General features: G+C 41.5%; 26 protein-coding genes. 17 read left to right on the top strand and 9 right to left on the bottom strand.

The features are described 5' to 3' along the window. Positions 1 to 30 precede the first annotated feature (30 nt). The 9 genes from ccpN to OTG27_RS14470 all read left to right on the top strand — a co-directional run bounded on the left by ccpN (position 31) and on the right by OTG27_RS14470 (position 8,851). Positions 31 to 669: a transcriptional regulator CcpN gene (ccpN, locus tag OTG27_RS14510; RefSeq protein WP_034308483.1), complete on the top strand. Its 639-nt coding sequence runs from the start codon at positions 31 to 33 to the stop codon at positions 667 to 669. A gap of 28 nt (positions 670 to 697) precedes the next feature. Next, positions 698 to 1,507, top strand: coding sequence for a pyruvate, water dikinase regulatory protein (locus OTG27_RS14505; RefSeq protein ID WP_034311346.1), 810 nt, complete (start codon positions 698 to 700; stop codon positions 1,505 to 1,507). Positions 1,508 to 2,018: 511 nt separating this feature from the next. Further along, positions 2,019 to 2,474, top strand: coding sequence for a YaiI/YqxD family protein (locus OTG27_RS14500; RefSeq protein ID WP_034311344.1), 456 nt, complete (start codon positions 2,019 to 2,021; stop codon positions 2,472 to 2,474). 48 nt (positions 2,475 to 2,522) lie between these two features. Continuing rightward, on the top strand, positions 2,523 to 4,331 hold the full coding sequence (gene dnaG, locus OTG27_RS14495) for a DNA primase (RefSeq protein ID WP_307730084.1): 1,809 nt from the start codon (positions 2,523 to 2,525) through the stop codon (positions 4,329 to 4,331). A gap of 35 nt (positions 4,332 to 4,366) precedes the next feature. Further along, positions 4,367 to 5,500 (top strand): RNA polymerase sigma factor RpoD, encoded by a 1,134-nt coding sequence (gene rpoD, locus OTG27_RS14490; RefSeq protein ID WP_034308477.1) that lies wholly within the window; start codon positions 4,367 to 4,369, stop codon positions 5,498 to 5,500. Between the two features lie 177 nt (positions 5,501 to 5,677). Next, a complete protein-coding gene (locus OTG27_RS14485; protein ID WP_268937280.1) occupies positions 5,678 to 6,208 on the top strand; it encodes a hypothetical protein in 531 nt (176 codons plus the stop codon). A 235-nt stretch (positions 6,209 to 6,443) separates the two neighbouring features. Then, positions 6,444 to 6,812 carry a cytochrome c550 gene (cccA, locus tag OTG27_RS14480; protein ID WP_063575660.1) on the top strand — a complete coding sequence of 123 codons (369 nt, stop codon included), beginning with the start codon at positions 6,444 to 6,446 and terminating at the stop codon, positions 6,810 to 6,812. Positions 6,813 to 7,028: 216 nt separating this feature from the next. Further along, positions 7,029 to 7,736: a tRNA (adenine(22)-N(1))-methyltransferase gene (locus OTG27_RS14475; protein WP_057278884.1), complete on the top strand. Its 708-nt coding sequence runs from the start codon at positions 7,029 to 7,031 to the stop codon at positions 7,734 to 7,736. Next, positions 7,733 to 8,851, top strand: a complete 1,119-nt coding sequence (locus OTG27_RS14470; protein ID WP_268937279.1) for a Nif3-like dinuclear metal center hexameric protein — start codon at positions 7,733 to 7,735, stop codon at positions 8,849 to 8,851. The genes OTG27_RS14475 and OTG27_RS14470 overlap by 4 nt, the downstream gene beginning before the upstream one ends. Positions 8,852 to 8,897: 46 nt before the next feature. On the opposite strand, the gene OTG27_RS14465 is transcribed toward OTG27_RS14470, so the two are convergent. Both OTG27_RS14465 and vrrA read right to left on the bottom strand, forming a co-directional pair. Continuing rightward, positions 8,898 to 9,842, bottom strand: a complete 945-nt coding sequence (locus tag OTG27_RS14465; protein WP_048685698.1) for a 4-hydroxy-3-methylbut-2-enyl diphosphate reductase — start codon at positions 9,840 to 9,842, stop codon at positions 8,898 to 8,900. Positions 9,843 to 9,969: 127 nt separating this feature from the next. Further along, complete coding sequence (gene vrrA / locus OTG27_RS14460; RefSeq protein ID WP_268937278.1) at positions 9,970 to 10,656, bottom strand: VrrA/YqfQ family protein; 687 nt, start codon at positions 10,654 to 10,656, stop codon at positions 9,970 to 9,972. A gap of 506 nt (positions 10,657 to 11,162) precedes the next feature. Between vrrA and OTG27_RS14455 the strand changes: the two genes are divergently transcribed. Together OTG27_RS14455 and OTG27_RS14450 are read left to right on the top strand one after the other, a co-directional pair. Then, positions 11,163 to 12,476 carry a DEAD/DEAH box helicase gene (locus OTG27_RS14455; RefSeq protein ID WP_268937277.1) on the top strand — a complete coding sequence of 438 codons (1,314 nt, stop codon included), beginning with the start codon at positions 11,163 to 11,165 and terminating at the stop codon, positions 12,474 to 12,476. A gap of 12 nt (positions 12,477 to 12,488) precedes the next feature. After that, on the top strand, positions 12,489 to 13,382 hold the full coding sequence (locus OTG27_RS14450; RefSeq protein ID WP_034308459.1) for a deoxyribonuclease IV: 894 nt from the start codon (positions 12,489 to 12,491) through the stop codon (positions 13,380 to 13,382). Positions 13,383 to 13,491: 109 nt separating this feature from the next. Here OTG27_RS14450 and OTG27_RS14445 read toward each other — a convergent pair whose 3' ends face one another. Further along, complete coding sequence (locus tag OTG27_RS14445) at positions 13,492 to 13,752, bottom strand: DUF2624 family protein (RefSeq protein WP_034308456.1); 261 nt, start codon at positions 13,750 to 13,752, stop codon at positions 13,492 to 13,494. 211 nt (positions 13,753 to 13,963) lie between these two features. Between OTG27_RS14445 and OTG27_RS14440 the strand changes: the two genes are divergently transcribed. Genes OTG27_RS14440 through OTG27_RS14430 form a run of 3 tightly spaced genes read left to right on the top strand, consistent with a single transcriptional unit; the run spans position 13,964 to position 16,024 of the window. Then, entirely contained in the window at positions 13,964 to 14,728 is a 765-nt protein-coding gene (locus OTG27_RS14440) for a metal ABC transporter ATP-binding protein (RefSeq protein ID WP_034308454.1), read from the top strand. A gap of 21 nt (positions 14,729 to 14,749) precedes the next feature. Continuing rightward, positions 14,750 to 15,583 (top strand): metal ABC transporter permease, encoded by an 834-nt coding sequence (locus OTG27_RS14435; RefSeq protein ID WP_034308452.1) that lies wholly within the window; start codon positions 14,750 to 14,752, stop codon positions 15,581 to 15,583. Positions 15,584 to 15,598: 15 nt separating this feature from the next. After that, on the top strand, positions 15,599 to 16,024 hold the full coding sequence (locus OTG27_RS14430) for a Fur family transcriptional regulator (protein ID WP_034308449.1): 426 nt from the start codon (positions 15,599 to 15,601) through the stop codon (positions 16,022 to 16,024). Positions 16,025 to 16,060: 36 nt separating this feature from the next. On the opposite strand, the gene OTG27_RS14425 is transcribed toward OTG27_RS14430, so the two are convergent. After that, entirely contained in the window at positions 16,061 to 16,645 is a 585-nt protein-coding gene (locus OTG27_RS14425; protein ID WP_034308447.1) for a 5' nucleotidase, NT5C type, read from the bottom strand. 168 nt (positions 16,646 to 16,813) lie between these two features. On the opposite strand from OTG27_RS14425, the gene OTG27_RS14420 reads away from it, so the two are divergent. Beyond that, positions 16,814 to 17,284, top strand: coding sequence for a DUF4190 domain-containing protein (locus OTG27_RS14420; RefSeq protein ID WP_268937276.1), 471 nt, complete (start codon positions 16,814 to 16,816; stop codon positions 17,282 to 17,284). Between the two features lie 94 nt (positions 17,285 to 17,378). On the opposite strand, the gene ispG is transcribed toward OTG27_RS14420, so the two are convergent. The 4 genes from ispG to OTG27_RS14400 all read right to left on the bottom strand — a co-directional run bounded on the left by ispG (position 17,379) and on the right by OTG27_RS14400 (position 20,234). Beyond that, positions 17,379 to 18,491: a flavodoxin-dependent (E)-4-hydroxy-3-methylbut-2-enyl-diphosphate synthase gene (gene ispG, locus OTG27_RS14415; RefSeq protein WP_187050875.1), complete on the bottom strand. Its 1,113-nt coding sequence runs from the start codon at positions 18,489 to 18,491 to the stop codon at positions 17,379 to 17,381. A gap of 212 nt (positions 18,492 to 18,703) precedes the next feature. Further along, positions 18,704 to 19,036, bottom strand: coding sequence for a type IV pilus assembly protein FimV (locus tag OTG27_RS14410; RefSeq protein ID WP_057278832.1), 333 nt, complete (start codon positions 19,034 to 19,036; stop codon positions 18,704 to 18,706). 113 nt (positions 19,037 to 19,149) lie between these two features. Continuing rightward, the gene (locus tag OTG27_RS14405) at positions 19,150 to 19,317 is read right to left on the bottom strand and encodes an anti-repressor SinI family protein (RefSeq protein ID WP_268937362.1); all 168 of its coding nucleotides are present in this window, start codon (positions 19,315 to 19,317) and stop codon (positions 19,150 to 19,152) included. A gap of 149 nt (positions 19,318 to 19,466) precedes the next feature. Next, positions 19,467 to 20,234, bottom strand: coding sequence for a DUF1189 domain-containing protein (locus OTG27_RS14400; RefSeq protein WP_268937275.1), 768 nt, complete (start codon positions 20,232 to 20,234; stop codon positions 19,467 to 19,469). A 151-nt stretch (positions 20,235 to 20,385) separates the two neighbouring features. Between OTG27_RS14400 and OTG27_RS14395 the strand changes: the two genes are divergently transcribed. Continuing rightward, positions 20,386 to 20,871, top strand: a complete 486-nt coding sequence (locus OTG27_RS14395; RefSeq protein WP_268937274.1) for a DUF456 domain-containing protein — start codon at positions 20,386 to 20,388, stop codon at positions 20,869 to 20,871. A 143-nt stretch (positions 20,872 to 21,014) separates the two neighbouring features. Continuing rightward, on the top strand, positions 21,015 to 21,623 hold the full coding sequence (gene sodA / locus OTG27_RS14390; RefSeq protein WP_034308436.1) for a superoxide dismutase SodA: 609 nt from the start codon (positions 21,015 to 21,017) through the stop codon (positions 21,621 to 21,623). Between the two features lie 196 nt (positions 21,624 to 21,819). Here the strand turns inward: sodA and OTG27_RS14385 are convergent, their stop codons facing one another. Further along, positions 21,820 to 21,954 (bottom strand): hypothetical protein, encoded by a 135-nt coding sequence (locus OTG27_RS14385; RefSeq protein ID WP_268937272.1) that lies wholly within the window; start codon positions 21,952 to 21,954, stop codon positions 21,820 to 21,822. Between the last annotated feature and the right edge of the window lie 256 nt (positions 21,955 to 22,210).

Here is a 22,210-nt window from a genome sequence, read left to right as displayed (position 1 = left end):
TTTGTTACTTTACTCTGCGAAAGCAGTGGGGTGGTGATTATAATCCAATTGAATAAGCGTCAGGAACAAATTTTACAAATTGTAAAAGAAAACGGACCGATTACTGGAGAACATATTGCGGATAGATTGAACCTTACCAGGGCGACACTTCGCCCGGATTTAGCGATTTTAACGATGGCAGGTTTTCTTGATGCCCGGCCCAGAGTGGGGTATTTCTATACAGGCAGGTCAGGGACACAGCTTTTGACAGATAGCCTTAACCATCTTTATGTACGGGACTACCAATCGATACCCGTCGTCGTTGACGAGGGCATTTCCGTATACGATGCAATCGTCATGATGTTTTTAGAAGATGTCGGAACAATGTTCGTCGTCGATAAGCACGCATTGCTTGTTGGTGTCTTATCAAGGAAAGACTTATTGCGTGCGAGTATTGGGAAACAAGAGCTTAACTCCATTCCAGTCAATATCATCATGACTAGGATGCCCAATATTACAATGTGTTCAAAAGAAGATCTTTTGATTGATGTTGCCAAAAAACTGATTGATAAACAAATCGACTCATTACCGGTCGTCAAAGACACAGAAAAAGGCTATGAAGTAATTGGAAGGATTACAAAAACCAATATTACGAAAGCATTCGTAGCTTTGGCTGATGAAGGCTATTAGGGGGCTTGCAAAAGGAATGACGGAGAATATGAACGGTTCTATTATATATGTTGTATCGGATTCAGTAGGAGAAACAGCGGAATTGGTCACAAAAGCCGCTGCAAGCCAGTTCTCGGGATCTGCTTTTTCCATAAAGAGAATTCCGTATATTGAAGATGAACAAAACGTGGATGAAGTGATATCACTGGCTAAGTTGGATGGGGCAATCATTGCTTATACTCTGGTGAAGCCAGCAATTAGAGCGTATATGAAAGCACAGGTCGAGAAAGAAAACCTGGCTGCTTATGACATTTTAGGGCCGCTCATGGACATCCTTCAGGAAAGGGCCCCAAAAGGGCCGCTTAATGAACCTGGTCTGGTAAGAAAGCTGGATGATGACTATTTCAAGCGTGTGGAAGCCATTGAATTTGCTGTAAAATATGATGACGGACGTGACCCTCGCGGCATTTTACGTGCAGATATCGTCCTTGTGGGTGTTTCACGCACTTCCAAAACGCCATTATCACAATATTTAGCCCACAAACGCTATAAAGTGGCGAACGTACCTTTAGTGCCTGAAGTGGAACCGCCAGAAGAGCTGTTCCTGGTACCTCCTGAAAAATGCATTGGTTTAAAGATCAGCCCGGAAAAGCTGAACCATATTCGTAAAGAACGATTAAAGTCACTTGGGCTCAATGATCATGCCATTTACGCAAATGTGGAGCGCATAAAAGAAGAATTGACATACTTTGATAAAATCATATCAAGGCTGAATTGTCCTATCATTGATGTAACCAATAAAGCTGTTGAAGAAACAGCCAATTTAATCATCAATATCCTTCAAAACAAAAACCGTTGATCCTTAAATTAAGGCAAATCAAAATGTGAGCTAGACACTCTATGTGTCAGCTCACATTTTAATGCCAAGGTCAAATAAGGGATTAATAAGAATAAATTCAAAATAATTACATAAAATTCCTCTTAGTTTCCTCGTGCAAATCCATTGATTTGCATGAAAACACATTCGGGATTTAAATGTTGGCATCTTCTAATCAAATAGACTATAATAAAAAATTGTGAGAAAAAAGTAATCTTAAGGTTTAGACTTAATTAATAAGGAATAAACTAAAGGTTAATGAGATGTCAAGGTTTTTATCATAAAAATAATTCGACATGTTCCGTATAATTCAGGAAGGGCTGGTCTTTTTCAAGGCAAATGAGGTGCTTTCACATGCATAAACAGGTATTCTTTGAAGGATAATGTTTGCTCTTTTAGAGGGAACGCTTTGAATCATGCTGGAAATTCACCATATCTTCATAAAGTTTAGGGGAGAAAAAGGATTATGCAGAAAGATGTAGAATTAGAAGGTATGAATAATAAACCTACGATACACGTCGATGCCGATGCATGCCCGGTGAAAGACGAAATCCTTCATTGTGCAAGTTTGCACGAAATTGAAGTCTGTTTTGTTGCATCATATAAAAATATGATGAATAACCCTGAAGGTAAATGGGTATATGTCGATGCAGACAAAGAAGCGGCAGATCTTTATATAGTAAACTCAGTAAAAAAGGGTGATATTGTCGTTACTGCAGATATTGGTTTGGCTGGGACACTGCTTCCTAAAAACGTTTATGTCCTTTCGCCAAGGGGAAAAGAATACACGGAAGAGAATATTTTCATGCTTTTGGATATGCGTTATCAGTCGGCGAAACTCCGCAGGCAGGGTAAGCATACGAAAGGGCCGAAAGCATTCACAAAGGAAGATCGTGCATGTTTTACAAATAAACTTATGAAAACATTGTCGAACTTTGCAGGGAATTAGGAAACAGTATCGAATAAGAAACTATCACCAATATTGCAAGGTGGAAAAATGATAAATGGCCGTATAGAAGATGAGAAAATTAATCAAATTCGTGAAGCTGTTGACATTGTTGATTTAATTGGGGAGTATGTCCAGCTGAAGAAGCAGGGGCGCAATTACTTTGGCCTATGTCCTTTTCATGGTGAAAACTCGCCCTCGTTTTCCGTTTCAACGGAAAAACAAATCTTTCACTGTTTCGGTTGCGGGGCAGGCGGAAATATTTTTACCTTCTTAATGGATATAGAAGGCTATAGCTTTGTGGAATCTGCAAAAGTTTTAGCTGAAAAAGGAAATGTTCCTTTGGAAGTTGAAATCAATAAGGATTCCAAGCGTTCCAACATGCCGGCAGGCGCTCAGCAAATGGTTGAAGCCCATGACCTGCTGAGGAAGTTTTATCACCATCTCCTCGTTAATACGAAAGAGGGGCAGGATGCTCTCGAATATTTACTTAAACGAGGGTTTACTGAAGAGACGATAGAAAAGTTCCAAATTGGCTACTCCTTGGATTCATGGGACTTCGTGTCCAAGTTTCTTTTAAAACGCGGGTTTCCAGCGGAATACATGGAGCAGGCAGGGCTTATTATTTTCAGGGAAAAAGACGAGTCATATTTTGACCGTTTCAGAAATAGAGTCATGTTTCCAATTATGGATCATCAAGGAAATACGATTGCGTTTTCAGGAAGAGCAATGGGGGACGATGAGCCCAAATATTTGAATAGTCCTGAAACGCCAATCTTTAATAAAAGTAAAACTTTATATAATTTCCATCATGCAAGACCCCACATACGAAAGAAAGAACAAGCAGTCATTTTTGAAGGCTTTGCCGATTGCATTTCAGCAGTTGGCGCAGGTGTGGAGAATGCGGTCGCTACAATGGGCACTGCCCTGACGGACCAGCATATTCAGCTTTTAAAAAGAAATACTGACCAGATACTTATTTGCTACGATTCGGACTCAGCGGGATTGAACGCTGCCAATCGTGCAGTCAATATGCTACAGGACCATGAGTTTTCCGTGAAAGTCGCTCTCATGCCTGATAACCTGGACCCCGATGACTACATAAAGGAATTCGGTGAAAAAAGCTTTGTTTCTGAAGTAATAGGGGCCAGTTTAACCTACATGGCATTCAAAATGCATTATTTGCGCCGAGGGAAAAATGTAAATAATGAAGGAGATCGAATTCAATATATCGAAGAAGTCCTTAAAGAAATTTCGCGATTGCCCAATGCAGTGGAGAGGGATCATTATCTCCGGCAGCTATCCTCTGAATTTTCCCTTTCATTGGATGCGCTGGAACAGCAGCAGCGTCAGGTGTTCTTTACGGAACGCAAGAAGGGGACATTGCCGCAGCCAGCAGTCCAAAAGAAAATGGCCCTGCAATATGAGCATAAGTTAAAACCTGCTCACCATAATGCTGAAACGAAGTTGATTGCCCATATGCTGAAAAGCAGGGATATGACTTTCAAAATTCAGCAGTTGCTTGGGCAAACGGTCTTTCATGTAGATGAACATCAGGCAATCATCACCTATTTATATGCGTTCTATGAAGATGGACACGAACCGGATACAAGCTTTTTCCTTACTTATTTACCGGATCCAAACTTGAGAAGGATCGTTTCGGAAATAGAAATGATGTCAGTGAATGAGGAAGTTACCGATAAAGAACTGACCGATTGTATAAATCAAGTGTTGAAATATGAAAAGTTGTTAAAGATAAAAGAAAAACAAGTTGAAGAAAAAGATGCAGTTAGACGAAGTGATTATGTCACTGCTGCACAAATTGCCATGGAAATCATTAAATTGCGTAAAATGTTGTAGTCGTTTAGGTGTAAGTCCTGGAAGGAGGGGAACTAATGGCTGAAAAACCAGCACGTTCCAAACAAGTTGATAATGAATTTAGCCTTGAACAGGTGAAAGAAAAACTACTAGAGCTAGGTAAAAAACGAGGCTCTTTGACTTTAGAAAAAATCGCTGAAATGATTGGCGGTTTTGAGTTGGATTCCGATCAAATGGATGAGTTCTATGAGGTGTTAGCAGAAAACGGCGTCGAAATACTCACTGATGGTGAGGAAGACGAAGATGAAGATGATCCAGATGAGAAGAAACTTGCAAAAGAAGAAGAGTTTGACTTAAATGATTTAAGTGTTCCTCCTGGCGTGAAAATTAATGACCCAGTACGCATGTATTTAAAGGAAATTGGCCGGGTCGACCTTTTATCTGCAGAAGAGGAAATCTCTTTGGCGACGAGAATTGAAGATGGAGATGAAGAAGCGAAACGCCGTTTGGCAGAAGCTAACCTACGTCTTGTTGTCAGTATCGCCAAGCGTTATGTCGGACGCGGAATGCTTTTCCTTGATTTGATTCAGGAAGGTAATATGGGACTTATCAAAGCTGTGGAAAAATTTGATTACCGCAAGGGATTCAAATTCAGTACGTATGCAACATGGTGGATTCGCCAAGCGATAACCCGTGCCATTGCCGACCAAGCAAGAACGATCCGGATACCGGTGCATATGGTGGAAACCATCAATAAATTGATTCGTGTCCAAAGACAGCTTCTTCAGGATTTAGGACGTGAACCTTCACCGGAAGAAATTGCGGAGGATATGGACCTGACTCCCGAAAAAGTTCGTGAAATCTTGAAAATAGCTCAGGAGCCTGTTTCATTGGAAACGCCAATAGGTGAAGAAGACGATTCACATTTAGGTGATTTCATTGAAGATCAGGATGCGACTTCCCCATCGGAGCATGCAGCATATGAACTATTGAAAGAACAGCTTGAAGACGTATTGGATACTCTTACTGACCGTGAAGAGAACGTCTTGAGACTCCGCTTTGGACTTGATGATGGCCGTACCCGTACTCTTGAAGAGGTAGGTAAAGTGTTTGGGGTCACCCGCGAGCGTATCCGTCAAATCGAAGCGAAGGCGCTGCGTAAACTGAGACATCCAAGCAGAAGCAAACGATTGAAAGATTTCCTTGAATAGAATATATGCCCTTAACAGAGCCCTCTTTGAATGCCCAGCGTTCGGGAGCGGCTCTTTTTTTTAATTTCGATGTAAAAATATCCCAATCAGAACAATGGTTATCTGTTTTCCATATAAAGGAAAAAGATTTAAAAGCTTAGCCGTTAAAAAGAAGATCATCATGAGGATGTGAGATTCATGGATGAAATGAGAAAGAAAATCATCATTCAAGAAATAAACTCCTGGAAGGAAAGTCGTATGCTTCCGGAGCAATATTGTAATTACCTGCTTGCATTATACGGTCAAGGCGAAATTCCGCCATCAAAATCGAATGAAACCGTGAGCAAAAAAAACGACATCTTTTTCGGGGTGTTGATTGGAACTTTTTTTGCATTTATTGTATTTTTGAATTATTTTACTGAAATAACCATAAGAATGCAAATGCTTATGACAACAATTTCAATACTTGTCTTTGGGCTGGCAGTCCGCCGCTTAAAAGGCAGGAAAGTCATTTTTCAGATGGCGTTGATGGGGATGGCACTATCATTGCTTTTATTAACTGTCAGTTTGGCGGAATTCATGGCACCCGGCAAAGCGGGTATCCTTTATATTTTCTTATTCATTAATTGCGGACTCTGGATTTTATTGGGCTATAAGCTGAAGCTGCTCCATTTTTCCATAGCGGGAAGCCTTGGGGCACTGGTCACTCTTTACTTTTTAATAATATAATTCAAGGACACTCCAGCGGTTTTAAATAATGATTTTTGGGTATTATGAAACATATGTAAGAAAAAGTAAAATTGTTTGGAAATATACATAAGTTTTTGACAATTTTAAGAAATTATATAATATCTTCTATTTTTGGGCTTTTACTTGAAACTCTTTTCAAGTAAAATAATATATAGCTGTTTGTATATAATATTAAATATGGTAAGTTTAGGTTCTACATAGGGGAGGAAATACTATGAAGCGCAATCCAGTAATGCCTTTTATTATTATCATGGTTTTTGGTATTGGACTTATGTTTTTACTTTCGTTTAAAGGTTTGGGTGATGCCAAAGATCTTGCCAAGGAAAAAGAGGGCGGCGGAAAGACAGAAGAAACAGAAAGTGCCTCAGCATCACCTGAGGACATTTATAAGCAAAACTGTATCTCTTGTCATGGTGATGCCTATCAAGGCGGTGTCGGGCCTGCTCTAAAAGGAGTTGGCGATCGTCTGTCGGTGGACGAGGTTAAAAACGTGATCACTAATGGACGAGGTGCAATGCCATCAGGTTTAGTCGAAGAACAGAACATTGACGCCATGGCCAAATATATTCATGGACTGAAATAAGTCATGAAACTGACTCAAGAAATCGTTGGAAAGCGAACTTTTTGAGTCAGTTTTTCATTTTTCGGAGAAGGAAGATTCCAGATAGCAGTTTTTCTTTTGCCCATGTATAGAAAGAATCCTATTCCTCCTTTCTGTAATTTTTCGATTGAACTTGGTATAATCGAATGGGAAAGTAATTATAGCAAGACATTATTTGAATTAAGAGAGTTGATAAATATGAATCATGAAAAACTATCGATGAGATTAGAACGTGTTGCCATACATATACCAAAAGGAAGCATCCTGGCAGACATAGGATCAGACCATGCTTACTTGCCGTGCTATGCGGTGACTAACGGCTTGTGTGCCAGCGCCATAGCAGGTGAGGTTGTAGAAGGACCCTATCAGTCAGCACGCAAGCAAGTGGCAATGACGGGTCTTGGAGACAAGATAGAGGTCCGTAAAGGAGATGGGCTTGAAGTATTGAATCCCGATGAAGCGACATGCATTACGATTGCAGGCATGGGAGGGACTTTAATATCAAGTATATTGGAAAGCGGAAAAGCGAAACTCGGCAAGGCAGAAAGGCTAATCCTTCAGCCTAATGTCGGTGCAGCGAATGTTCGCAGCTGGCTAATTGAAAACGGCTGGGAGCTTTGTGGAGAGGAGATCCTTGAGGAAGATGGGAAGATCTATGAGATCTTAATTGCCAAAAAAGGAGACCCGCTCCGCCCTTATGGTGTAAACAAGCAAACGGGCCTCACTTTCGGTCCATTCTTAAGAGAGCAATTCAGTGATATTTTCATAAAAAAATGGCAGCTTGAGAAAAAACATTTGGAGAGAATCATTGAACAATTGGATGAAAGCGGAAGAAGCGGACTGGAAACGAAGCGCAATGAATTGAAATCTCAAATTTCGGTAATCGAGGAGGTGCTTAAAGGTTGAAGACAGTGAATGGTCACAAAATCATTGAGATGTTTGAACAATTCTCCCCAAAGCATTATGCAATGGAGGGAGATCCAATCGGGCTGCATGTCGGGCAGCTAAATAAGCCGGTTACTAAAGTGCTGATTGCCCTTGATGTGCTGGAAGAGGTTGTAGACGAAGCGATCGAACATGGCGTGGAATTGATCATTGCCCACCATCCGTTAATTTACCGACCATTGAAAAGGATCGATACAAACACAGCTGGAGGCCGCATCATCGAAAAGCTGATCAAACATGATATCGCTGTTTACGCTGCACATACCAATTTGGATGTTGCTAAGGGCGGAGTGAATGATTTACTTGCCGAAGCGCTTCAATTGCAGGACACAGAGGTATTGATTCCAACCTATGAGACAGCTCTTAAGAAATTGGTCGTATATGTTCCAAAGACCGACGAACAAAAGGTGAGGGAAGCCCTGGGCAAGGCGGGGGCCGGAGCGATCGGGAACTACAGCAATTGTTCGTTTTCGGGGGAAGGTACCGGACGCTTCTTGCCAGGTGAAGGCAGTGAACCGGTTATCGGCTCTGAAGGAAGGCTTGAAGAAGTAGCTGAAATGCGGATTGAAACGATATTCCCGGAAAATATCGAGAAGAAAGTACTAGCTAAGATGATTAAAGCCCATCCATATGAAGAGGTTGCTTACGATATATATAAACTGGAGAATAAAGGGGAGTCACTTGGCTTAGGAAAGATTGGTGTACTTGCCGAAGAAATGACGCTTGAACAATTTTCCGAACATGTGAAGCGGACACTCGATGTTGAAAAGGTGCGTGTCGTGGGAGATTTGCAAAGTCCGATAAAAAAAGTGGCCGTTTTGGGCGGAGACGGCAATAAATACTTTACGACAGCAAAATTCAAGGGTGCCGATGTTTACGTTACAGGTGATATGTATTACCATACAGCCCATGACGCGATGATGATTGGACTGAATATCGTCGATCCCGGCCACAATGTTGAAAAGGTTATGAAAAAAGGGGTGGCACGATTCCTTGAAAAAACGTGCCGCGAAAAGAACTTCGATGTGGAATTCATTCCATCCAGGCTGAATACAGACCCATTCCGCTTCATTTGATAACACGAAAAAGGCAGCCTTAGTGGCTGCCTTTGTATTTGTGCAATCATTTCTTCACTTTAATTTTAGGTAAAATTTTATGCAATGGCGTTTTCTTTTCGGTATTCCAAGTGGATTCATCATTTGCTTCATATTGTTCTAGAAATGCGATAACTTCCTTCGTGATCGGAGTTGGTGTAGAAGCCCCCGAAGTGACGGCAACCGTTTCTGCATCTTTTAGCCATTCAAGGTTCAGCTCGGAAATGTCAGCGATTCGATAAGCTCTCGTCCCGGCAATCTCTTGGGACACTTGTGCAAGACGGTTTGAATTATTACTCTTAGGATCTCCGACAACGATTAAAACATCAGCTTCGCCAGCTTGCTCGGCAACGGCTTCTTGGCGAACCTGTGTCGCTAAGCAAATTTCCTTATGGACTTCGGCATGTGGGAACTTTTCCTTGACCTTATCCATGATATCCAAAACATCCCATTGGCTCATCGTTGTTTGATTGGTGACGATGATCTTATCACTATTCAAAGTCAAGGCTTCCACATCTTCATCCTTTTGAACCAGGTGAACGACATCGGGAGCAACTCCGACAGCACCCTCAGGTTCCGGATGGCCTTTTTTGCCAATATAAATGATTTGATAGCCTTCCGCTTGTTTTTCCCGAATTAAGTCATGTGTTGCGGTAACATCGGGACATGTTGCATCAAGCGTCACAAGCCCTTTTTTCTCAGCGATCTTCCTGATCTCAGGCGAAACGCCGTGAGCAGTAAAGATGACGGTTCCGCTGTCCACCTGTTCGATGATATCGTTGCGGTTGCTGCCGTCCAACGTGATGATGCCTTCTTCTTCAAACGCATCCGTCACATGTTTGTTATGCACGATCATTCCTAAAATGTAAATGGGACGTGGCAAGGTTTTATCTAAAGCCGCATTTCGGGCGATGACCATGGCATCGACAACTCCATAACAATAGCCGCGCGGGGAAATTTTAATCACTTTCATCTATGTGTCCTCCTTCAAGGCAAGAAACTCTCACTTTTTATACCTTTCTATTATATAAGACCATAGATGATATTACAAAACATCATATTTACATAAAATCAGTTATTGGTAATTTTTTTTGTAGCCTTTAAATATAAAGCTTGGGACCTGAAGATCTCTTCCTTTTGGTTTCGGGACGAACTGGCGCAGTGGGGTTAGCTTCTATAGCTTTTTCTTTTTTCTTCGAAACCGTTTTTACTTCACTGTTTTCTTGTGCCCCAACCGCGGGCCCGCTTTCAACGGAAGCTCCGTCGTCCTTGGTCTCATCGGCTGATGATATGCTTCGGAAAACTTTCCACATGGAAGGCAGGTTTTTAATCACTGGACCGTATTGTTCCACCATAGGCGTGAATTGTTCCGCCGCTTGCAACACCTTTTGCGTGTTGGAAAGCATGTTATTAAGGGAATCGGGGTTTTTTAATGTTTCTAAGATACCGCCCCCGCTCCTTCTTGAAGAACTTTGGTTAGTGGAACCCGCTGGCGCAAACAAATTCGGAGAAGCTGCTTTTTGTTTCGACTTACCGAGTATTTTTGACAATAACCCTTCTTTCTTTGCTGGCGGCATTTCCTGCCGCTGCTGTTGGTTGAATGGGCCGCGGAAACCTTGAGGTCCCTGTGGTACCTGCGGTCTGTTTGGAATCATCGGACGCGGCATCTGCTGATAAGGATGGGGAATTTGCGGTGACTGCCTGAATGGAGCAGGGGGCTGCTGCCTCCTTAGGCCATTGGGTGGCGGAAAACCGGGTCCGGGTTGACGATTTCTATTTGGGAACATAGGTTTCACCTCCTAAGAATATTATATGCTGGTGTAATCTTCTATATAAATTATGCAACTCGACAAAAAAGGTTTGAGGAAAGAGTGACTGCGCAGTTGTGAAGTAACCGGAAAGAAGGTAAGATGGTAACGGTAGTCTTTTAGCTCCATGTCTGCGGGGGATACGCTATGACCAGGACAGGGGCTTTTCGTTTGCAAGAGTCCATTTTAAGAGAACTAACCTCAGCGCAATCGCTTTTGTGATTAGAATGAAGGTGGATGACCTGCCCATTATGGGACAATCCCTATTTTCTTCACGAGCAACCCAGGCGCTTGCGCTTTTTGAGTAATCCAGCTTCAGCGCCTAGCTCGATGTGAAAAAGAGGATTGCCCTCACAAGGCAAAAAGCGCCTTATGGGACAATCCCTATTTTCTTCACGAGCAACCCAGGCGCTTGCGCTTTTTGTGTAAAATTTATTATAATAACAGGACATGTCTTATGACTGACAGGATAAAGGGGTTTTTTGATGAAACAAAATCAATTTGAACGATTTAATTTGAAAAGCTACATTCTAGATGCGGTTCGTACTTTAGGGTTCGATAAGCCGACGGAAATTCAAGAGCGCGTGCTTCCGTCGCTTTTAAAGGGAAGTAGCTTAATTGGACAGTCGCAGACAGGTACAGGAAAGACACATTCCTATTTGCTGCCAATCATGAACAGGCTTGATGCTGGTAAAAATGAGGTTCAAGCGATTATTTCCGCACCAACCCGTGAGTTAGCGAACCAAATCTACAAAGAAGCTTTGAAAATTGCTGACCATTTCCCTGAGGATGAGCAGATTCAAGTCCGTTGTTTCATCGGTGGTACTGATAAACAGCGAATGATCGATAAATTGAAGACACAGCCGCAATTGGTAATTGGTACGCCGGGCCGAATCAAGGACTTGGTTGAAGCCCAGGCATTACAGGTGTATACAGCAAAAATGCTTGTAGTCGATGAAGCGGATCTTATGCTAGATATGGGATTCATAGAAGATGTCGATTTATTTGCATCACGTATGGCTGAAAAAATTCAAATGCTTGTCTTTTCGGCAACCATCCCAGAAAAATTGAAGCCGTTTTTGAATAAATATATGGAGAATCCAAAGTATGTTCAGGTGAATCCCAAGCAGGCGACCGCTTCGAAAATCGAACATGTTCTCGTACCGCTTCGCCACCGGAACAAAGAGCAGTTGCTTCATGACATCATCGTTCGTTATAATCCATATTTGGCGATCATTTTCACGAACACAAAGAAAATGGCGGACCATGTGGCTAATTCCTTGATCGAAAAAGGGTTGAATGTCGGCCGAATTCATGGGGATTTAACGCCTCGTGAGCGTAAAAAAATGATGAAGCAAATCAATGATTTGGAGTATCAATTCATCGTTGCGACTGATCTGGCTTCCCGTGGAATCGATATTGAAGGTGTAAGTCATATCATTAACTATGAATTGCCTTCAGATTTGGATTTTTATATCCATAGGACGGGAAGGACGGCTCGTGCAGGATATTCAGGCATTGCCACTACCATTTACGATACTCCCGATGAAGATGCATTGAACCGCCTTGAAAAAATGGGCATCGAATTCCGTGATGCCGATATTCAAAACGGTGATTGGGTTGATATCGACGAGCGTAATAAACGGAAAAACCGTAAAAAACAAAAATCTGATATCGATGTTAAGGCGAGCAGGCATATTAAGAAGCCAACTAAAGTCAAGCCAGGATACAAGAAGAAAATTCAACGAGATGTGGAAAACTTTAAAAAACGCGAACGTCGTATACAGAGAAAGAAATAGGGGAGAAATCAGATGCTGAAGATTGGATCGCATGTTTCAATGAGCGGGAAAGGCATGCTTCTTGCTGCGAGTCAGGAAGCGGCTTCGTATGGCTCCAATACATTCATGATCTATACAGGGGCCCCTCAAAACACAAGACGTAAAAAAATCGAGGATTTAAATATCGAAGCCGGAAGATTGCATATGGAGGAAAATGGAATCAGTGATATCGTCGTCCATGCTCCGTATATCATTAATATAGGAAATACCACGAATCCAGCCACATACGAACTTGGAGTCAACTTCTTACGCAGCGAAATCGATCGGACCGAAGCGATTGGCGCAAGGCAGATCGTACTTCATCCAGGTGCGCATGTCGGTGCTGGAAGCGAACTGGGAATCAAGAGAATCATCGAAGGTTTGAATGAAGTGCTGACTGCCGACGATAAAGTTCAGATTGCCCTTGAAACGATGGCGGGTAAGGGTTCCGAATGTGGCAGGTCTTTCGAAGAGCTGGCGATGATCATTGATGGTGTGACCCATAATGAAAAATTATCGGTTTGCTTCGATACTTGCCATACTCACGATGCCGGATATAATATCATCGAGGATTTCGATGGAGTACTGAATGAATTTGATAAAGTGGTCGGTGTTGACCGAATCAAGGTACTTCACATAAACGATAGCAAAAACGAACGCGGCACGCGTAAGGACCGCCATGAAAACATTGGTTTCGGCCATATTGGTTTTAAGGCTTTGAATGATATTGTCCACCATCCGCAATTAAGCTCTGTTCCTAAAATCCTGGAAACACCTTATGTAGGGGAAGACAAAAAAGACAAAAAGGCCCCATATAAATTCGAAATTGATATGTTCAAGAATAAACAATTTGAAGAAGATTTATTGGAAAAGATCAGATTCCAATAATCACAAATAGAAAGGGACGATTCATCGATATGAAGATGAATCGTCCTTTCATTTTGCATTTGGATTAAGTATGCTCAAATAAAGACTGTCGTCAGCAGGCTTGGAATCTTTAAAAATTGGATGTAAGGTTGTTGAAGAGGGATTCTATTTCCCTGGCCGTGCTTGCTCCGGCAACTTTTGTAATTTGACCAAGTACGTTCTGTCTTTGACGTATATCAAAAATGTTAATATTTTTACCGGCTAGAAGTGCAGTAATATCCTGTGCTTGTTTTTGAGTGAGTGAAACCTTATGCTGTTTAGCAAGGGAAAGCAGTTCATCTGGGCGTATACTGTTGATTTTATGATTGACCATCATTTCAAATAATTTCAAACGATCTCCTCCTTTGTTAAAACATATGAAGGAAGTGGATGTATGTGAACATGAAACTTTGTTTGATTACGAAATTGGTTCAGATAACATTTTTTTGTGATTCTAAGCATATCGGCACTTGTTCGGAGGACCGGATTCTTTACATCTGGACTTCTTTGATTTATACTAACGATTGTTAATCGTAATGATTCTTAAAAAATAGGTGATCTCTTTGGATAATGTAGTAAACCCCATAGTTAAATTTGAAGATATATCTTACAAATATACAAAAGATCTGGTGCTGGAACATGTTTCGCTTGAAATTCCCAGAGGGGCATTCCTAGCTATCGTCGGGCCGAATGGATCCGGTAAATCAACGCTTTTGAAATTGCTGCTTGGTGTGTTCAAGCTCCAAAAGGGGAAAATTGAAATATTCGGTGAAGACATTCGGCGCTTTAAAGATTGGCAAAAGGTCGGGTTCGTTTCCCAAAAGGCGAATTCCTTCAACTCAGGATTCCCTGCCACTGTATTTGAGGTGGTTCAGAGCGGTTTGACCAAAAAAATAGGCTTATTTAAGTTCGCTGGCAAAGAGGATAAGCAAAAGGTGAAGAAGGCTCTGGAATCAGTGGACATGCTGGAATATCAAAACCGCAATATCGGGGAATTGTCCGGAGGCCAGCAGCAGAGGGTATTCATTGCCCGTTCACTGGTCAGCGAGCCGGAATTGATGATATTGGATGAGCCCACTGTTGGCGTTGATTCAAAAAACGTCCACCAATTTTATGAAATGCTTGAGATGTTGAATAAAAAATTAGGAATAACCCTGATTTTAGTAACCCATGATGTTGGTACTGTGACCGATAAAGTCACACATGTCGCCTGCTTGAATAAAAAGCTTCATTTTCATGGGGATGCCTGTGAATATAATGAGTTGGATGAAGGTGAACTCTCGTCCATTTATGGACATGGAGTCCAATTTTTAAATCATGATCATTAATATGTTTTGGAGGATAGCCCAATGATATCGGGGATATTGCAATTTGAATTTTTGCAGAACGCATTCTTGACCGGAATCATCATCGGAGCGATTGCGCCATTAGTGGGCGTTTTTGTCGTGGTAAGGCGGATGTCGATGATTTCCGATGCGCTCAGTCATGTAGCGCTTGCAGGTATAGCGTTCAGTTTATTGCTGCAGAAGAGCTTTCTATCTTTAGCAGGATTGAATCCACTTTATATTGGAATGGCGTTTTCTGTAGGTGGTTCATTATTCATCGAAAAATTAAGAGGGGTGTACAAGCATTATCAAGAGCTTGCAATCCCGATCATTATGTCCGGCGGCATGGGTCTTAGTGTCATCTTCATATCCATTGCTGATGGTTTCAATACGGATTTATATGGTTATTTATTCGGCAGTGTCAGTGCCGTCAGCCGGGCGGACTTGTACGTCATTTTGGCAGTGGGGCTAGTCGTAGCCTTGATGCTCACTTTATTGTATAAAGAATTATTTCTGTTATCATTTGATGAAGAGCATGCCAAAGCGTCTGGAATCCCTTATAAAGCGATTCATTTTATTTTTATCGTCATGGTCGCATTGGTTATTGCCGCTTCCATGAAAATCATTGGCATATTACTTGTTTCTTCGCTCATGACGCTCCCGGTAGCTGCCAGTCTCCGCTTTGCCAAGGGCTTTAAGCAGATGATTGGTTATTCGGTATTATTCGGTGAAGTTTCCGTCATAGGCGGATTATTCTTATCCTACAACCTTGACCTCGCTCCAGGCGGGACCATTGTAATAATAGCTGTACTAATTCTCATCTTGTCAATTTTGTTTGATAAGTGGAAAAATCGATAGATGGGGTGATGTATTTTGAACGTAACTACTGCCATGCAACTTTTAAAAGATAAAGGTTTTAAGCATACAGGAAAGAGGGAAGAAATGCTTCAGCTTTTCTCTTCCAGCGATAAATATTTAACGGCCAAAGATGTATTGGAGAATATGAAACAGGATTATCCAGGTTTAAGCTTCGATACGATTTACAGAAATCTTTCATTATTTGTCGAACTGGGCATCTTTGAAGCGACCGAGTTGGAAGGGGAAAAGCGTTTTCGTTTTACATGCGGTCATTCTTCCCACCATCACCACTTCATCTGTTTGAACTGTGGAAAAACGAAAGAAATTGAATTGTGCCCGATGCAGGAACTTCAGGAAAGCTTGAAGGACTACGATGTTTCGGGGCATAAATTTGAAATTTACGGACGCTGTCCTGCATGCAGCGTATCTTTGGAAGCATAAAAACCATTGACCTCAAGTCAATGGTTTTTTCTTGTCTCATTTTATAGTTGCCGGTTCCCCTGACATCCATTGATTCACCCAGGCAGAGGCTTCTTGCCAATTGTTGACCCGAATCACCCTTTCAGGCACGGGATCTTGGTTGTAAGGGGTATTAAATAAAATCACGGGTATTTTACACTCTTCAGAAATCGCCACTGCATTATCGTGCTTGTCCTCCAAAAAGAGATCGACTTCGAATTTTTTGGCTGCAGCAATCTTATCGTGTGAACCTACAAGCTCTATATGATCATATAGGACTTGATTACTCGTGAACCAATTCTTCGTTACATCCAATAAACGGGAGCTCCTGGCACTGATGAAATAAAGGTTGGCTTGTTCTGTCCATTTTTCCAATACATCTTTCGCACCTTCAGCCAATAATGATTCGGAATAGATGAGCGGCTCGGTCTCGATGAACCATTTAGTGAAATCCTCTTTTGGAACATTCACGAAAGGCAATAAGTCATATTCGGTTATGTCTTCATATGCTAAATTCAGTTGAAATGCTTTATTTAAAAAGGGAACCATGGAATCAGGTCTTGTGACAGTCCCGTCTATATCGATGCCAAAACGTTTTTTCATGATGAATCTCTCCTCATTTTCAATACTTGTAATAGTGTAACATATCCCATCATAGCTTTGGTAAAAACCCGTATTTATTTCCAAGACATGAAACCATTTTCACGATGGGTTCCTGCGATTTTTACATACACTATAAATGCTTCACAAACGAAAGTGAGGGATGCACGAATGGAAAAAGATCAATACTCCAGTATTGACGATGAAATGCAATTGACGAAAGAGGGCAGTGATCCATCCGTTGTGGATGATCAGCATCATGAGCGGTATTATAATGAAGATAAACCTGAAGATGACAGACGATATGAGAGCGGTGAGACCATAACCAATATGGATAACCGTTATCAGGAAGAAACGTCTGCCGAGATTTCAACACCGCCTCAGCGAATCAGGTCATATAAAAATGATGAGAACGCAGAGGAGAATGGTTTGGGGAATGTGGCATCAAGAGGAAAAGCGATTGGTGTCATAGCATTGATCATCTCCATTTTATCGTTATTCATGATGCCTTTCATTTTAGGGATTGTGGGTATCATTGTAGGTATAGTGGCAAGAAGCCGGGGATCGAACCTGGGTACTTGGGCCATCGGCATAGGTGTTGTCTCCATCATCGTTGGCATATTTATCGCCCCGTTCTTTTAGCATCGTTAAACCCTTTGATGTCATTTACATCAAAGGGTTTTTCAAATGATAAAAAACAAAAAATCCCGATAATGAAAATTCGGGATTCTTTGTTTTATTTATTTAGTAATGCTGCTGCAGCAGCTTCGGCTCTTTGTTTTTCATAGTACTCTTCAGCGATTTTGTCAATTTCCTTTTTCAGTTCCTCGACCATCGTCTCCTCAGGCACTTTACGTACGATTTGACCTTTTCTAAACAGCAAACCTTCACCGCGGGCGCCGGCTATGCCGATATCAGCCTCACGGGCTTCTCCAGGGCCGTTTACCGCACAACCAAGCACTGATACCTTGATTGGTGCTTTAACCGTCTGGATGTACTCTTCAACTTCATTGGCGATGGAAATCAAATCAATCTCGATTCGACCGCAAGTTGGGCAGGAAATTAAAGTGGCCATGTTGGAAGCAAGGCCGAATACTTTTAGGAGTTCCCTTGCCACCTTCACCTCTTCGACGGGATCGGCACTTAAGGAAACACGAATCGTGCTTCCGATACCCTGACTTAGGATGGCACCTAGTCCGGCGGCGCTTTTTACGGTTCCGGAGAACAGTGTACCTGATTCCGTGATCCCAAGATGTAAAGGATAATCGAATGCTTTTGAAGCTTTTTCATATGCCTCGATTGCTAAATTCACATCGGAAGCTTTCATAGAAACGATAATATCATGAAAATCCAGATCTTCTAGGATCTTGATATGGTGTAAAGCACTTTCCACCATTCCATCAGCAGTCGGGTAGCCATATTTCTCGAGGATTTTCTTCTCTAGAGAACCAGCATTGACGCCGATGCGGATTGGTATTCCTTTAGCCTTCGCAGCTTTCACGACTGCTTCAACCTTTTCACGGCGTCCGATATTACCAGGGTTTATCCTGATTTTATCCGCTCCGCCTTCGATTGCCTTCAGAGCAAGTTTGTAATCGAAATGAATATCGACTACAAGAGGGATGTTTATCCGTTTTTTTATCTCAGAGATTGCGTCAGCTGCCCTTTCATCCGGACAGGCGACGCGTACGATTTGACATCCCGCCTCTTCAAGACGAAGGATTTCTGCAACCGTTGCTTCAACATCATGTGTTTTTGTTGTTGTCATGCTTTGTACTATAACTTCATTATTGCCGCCAATCGTTAAGTTTCCGACTTTAATTGGCCGCGTTTTGGTGCGATGTATGATTTCACTCAAGTGGAATTCTCTCCTTTAGGAAAAAATCAGTTTTGATTTTTAATTTGTTTCTCTGAAATATTGTATCAATGTACTTACCGCTTGACAAGGAAATAGGACGCATAATCTTTTTTCAATAAGTGACATTTCCTATTTAAGGGAGTTTTTGGTGTTTGGAAATCCCCTTAATTGTGTTTGTGAAGGCACTAATCCCCATATGAAAGTTATTTATAAACGGGAATTTTATAAGTTTTGCCAATCTGCATATTCTCGGGCTTCAATCCCTCATTCAAACTTTGAAAGTCAGAGATGATCGTTTCGATTGGGTGATTGGATTTGCCTTTTTCCTTTTCAACGATGGAGAGTAAGGTATCCCCGGGTTGCATGGTGATTTCTTTATAAGCGGCAGATGGTGCGGATGCAGGCTGGCTGGCAGGCACGGCCGGTTCGCCTGTAGAGGCAGGTGGATGGGAAGCCGGCAGGGTACCCGTAGTCAAATCAAAATATATAATAAATAAAGTGAAACAGAATGAGATAAAAAGCAGTAGCCGTTTCAATTTTCCATCCTCCCAAGCTTGTCTTTAATTCATCTATACTTGGAGGGGGCAAAAAATATGCCTAAAAATGGGCGATTTTTCAAATGGAATGTGAGAGTGGCCATTCAAATTGTCTATTTCAGTTGAGTAACATCCTTAATATTTGAATGATTGCTGAGAAAGGAGCGAATTTCCTTTTGGGTCAGCCCACTCTTTTTTGCCTCCAATATGAGTAACAACCACTGTACATCAATATGACTCTCCTTCACGTCTATCCCCCTCTTAAATACTATTTCAATCATAAGTATAGTAATAACTGGGTGAGTATCTTGTCGAATTAAGTAGATATAAAAAATGATGACTGTAGTTATACGAAGAATGGCAAGGATTTCCCGGTTTTGCGCAAAAGCAAAAAGATCCGGACCGAGGTGGGTCCGGATCTTATTTAACCTCAATTTCCCATCTTATTGGCTGATGTTTCTTTAATGGATAAATATAACATCATCAAGGTCACAAACCAGCTAATGATGGAAGCGAATGGTACAACTGCTTGAAAAGCATCCATGATGGTGAAGAAAATGGTGGCAAGAGTTATGCTGTATGCACTAATTCTCCAAAGATGCCTGTAGGAAAGTGGACGGCCAAGAGCGTTTTTGAAAAAAAGACCAAAAGCAGCAATGATTGTCACTTTAATGAAGATTCCGCTAGCAGTAAACAGGTATAATATGAGTAGAAGCAATGGAATGATGATCGGCAGCACAGATTCAACTGAATCAAGCCAAGTGGATATTTCCTGATTATTTCCCTCCAGAACTGAATAAGGAGAGGATTGCACATTGCCTCCGGATACGAAAACCAGGTCAGACTTCAAAAGTGCGACAGCCTCATCAGCTTCTGCAGCTACCTTTTCCGGGGTCAAGGCTCCCGTGTCATCCACAAAAATTTGATATCCGTTTTTATTCAGGCTAAATGGCTCATCTTCTTCAGTCGTCAACGTGCCATTTTTGATTTCAAATGCCGGTAAGTCTTCGGATACTGTTTCGTGCATGGCATCTATCCCGTCAACTATCATTGTACCGAAATAAAAAGCTGAAGGGAGAAAGGCGATGAGACTTATAAAGAAAACGTATAAAATCGTTTTCCCGATACCTTGGTTTTGAAAGGAAGCGATATCTTTAGGGGAAAATATGCTAACCCACAGTTGTTTGAATATGTTCAATGTTTTCAGCACCTATCTATATAAGATTCCTAACCAATTTTAACTATATGGGAAAAATAAAACAACCTGTATTCAGCTTCATTGGTTTCAAACAACAGTAATGAGGTAATTATGGAGAGATAAATCAAATTAAGAAAGGGGCTTTTGAGATATGGACACACTATTTTGGATAATAATCACCCTCATGTTCATAATGGGATTTGTCGGTCTGGTTTTTCCAATCATCCCAAGTGTTTTGTTCATTTTTGGCGGAATATTGTTATATGGACTTTTTTATTCTTTTGAACCTTTTGGATGGTTTTTCTGGACGGTCCAAATTTTATTCGTCATCCTTTTATTCGCAGCCGATTATATTGCCAACATGGTCGGGGTCAAAAAGTATGGCGGCACGAAAGCGGGGATATGGGGCAGTACGATTGGGCTCCTGGTCGGGCCATTTGTGATTCCATTCGTCGGAATTCTGATAGGTCCATTCATCGGGGCATTCCTGGCAGAGATCCTGGTACATAAACAAGACCCTGTTACTGCTTCCAAAATCGGCCTAGGTTCCGTTGTAGGCTTTATAAGCAGCGTAATCACAAAAGGCATCATTCAGCTTCTGATGATAGGATATTTTATATTCGTGGTATTCTCATAGGAAAAATAATCGAAAAATGAAAAATTGAGGCATATGGTTTGAAACGGTTACAAAAATTTGATACTCTATTGCTAGCGAGCTTTAGGTATCTTTCGAGAACTGAAGCCCTCAAAAAAACAGCTTACATAGGGAGGAATTTTATTATGGCTTTTGAACTTCCACAATTACCGTATGCATATGATGCATTAGAACCACACATCGACAAAGAAACAATGAACATTCACCACACTAAACATCACAACACATATGTGACAAACCTGAACAATGCGCTTGAAGGCAACCAAGAACTTCTAAGCAAAAGCGTAGAAGAAATCGTCGCTAACCTTGACGCAGTACCTGAAGCTGTTCGTACAGCTGTACGCAACAATGGTGGCGGACACGCTAACCACACTTTATTCTGGGAAATCCTTTCACCTAACGGCGGCGGACAACCAACTGGTGAATTAGCGGATGCCATCACTTCAAAATTCGGAAGCTTTGACAGCTTTAAAGAAGAGTTCGCTAAAGCGGCTACTACTCGTTTCGGATCTGGCTGGGCTTGGCTTGCAGTCAACAATGGCGAGTTGGAAGTAACAAGTACACCTAACCAAGACAATCCATTATCAGAAGGTAAAACACCGCTACTTGGATTGGACGTTTGGGAGCATGCTTACTACTTAAACTACCAAAACCGCCGTCCTGAATACATCAATTCTTTCTGGAATGTTGTAAACTGGGATGAAGTTGCAAAACGTTACAGCGCTGCAAAATAATTTGTAATTAAAAAAGACGGGATTCCTTTTGTAAAAAGGAATCCCGTCTTTTTTTGGTTTCTTTTATCCGAACCGGAATATTAAAGAAAAACAAATAAAGGCAACTCGTATTACTTGTTTCGCCCAAAAGAAATGAAAGAAATTCACAAGTAAAAGCTCCGAATTTACGAGAACGCATAAATTCACGAGTAAAATCTCAAAACTCACGAGTAAAAGCCCAAAACTCACGAGTAAAAGCCCGAAATTCACGAGTAAAAGCCCAAAACTCACGAGTAAAAGCCCAAAATTCACGAGTAACACTCCAATTCCTGAGTAAAAGCTCAAAATTCACGAATAAAAGCATCGATTCACGAGTAAACACCCCAATTCATGAGTGAAAACTCGAAATACACGAGTAAAAGCCCGAAATACACGAGTAACACTCCAATTCCTGAGTAAAAGCTCAAAATTCACGAATAAAAGCATCGATTTACGAGTAAACACCCCAATTCATGAGTGAAAACTCGAAATACACGAGTAAAAGTCCGAATTCACGAGTGAACACCCCAAATTCATGAACATCCCCTTCGTCTCCCAGTCGAAGAGTT

The organism is Peribacillus sp. AS_2, assembly GCF_026891895.1.
Lineage (GTDB): Bacteria > Bacillota > Bacilli > Bacillales > DSM-1321 > Peribacillus > Peribacillus frigoritolerans.
This window is presented reverse-complemented; position numbering and strand designations above follow the sequence as displayed.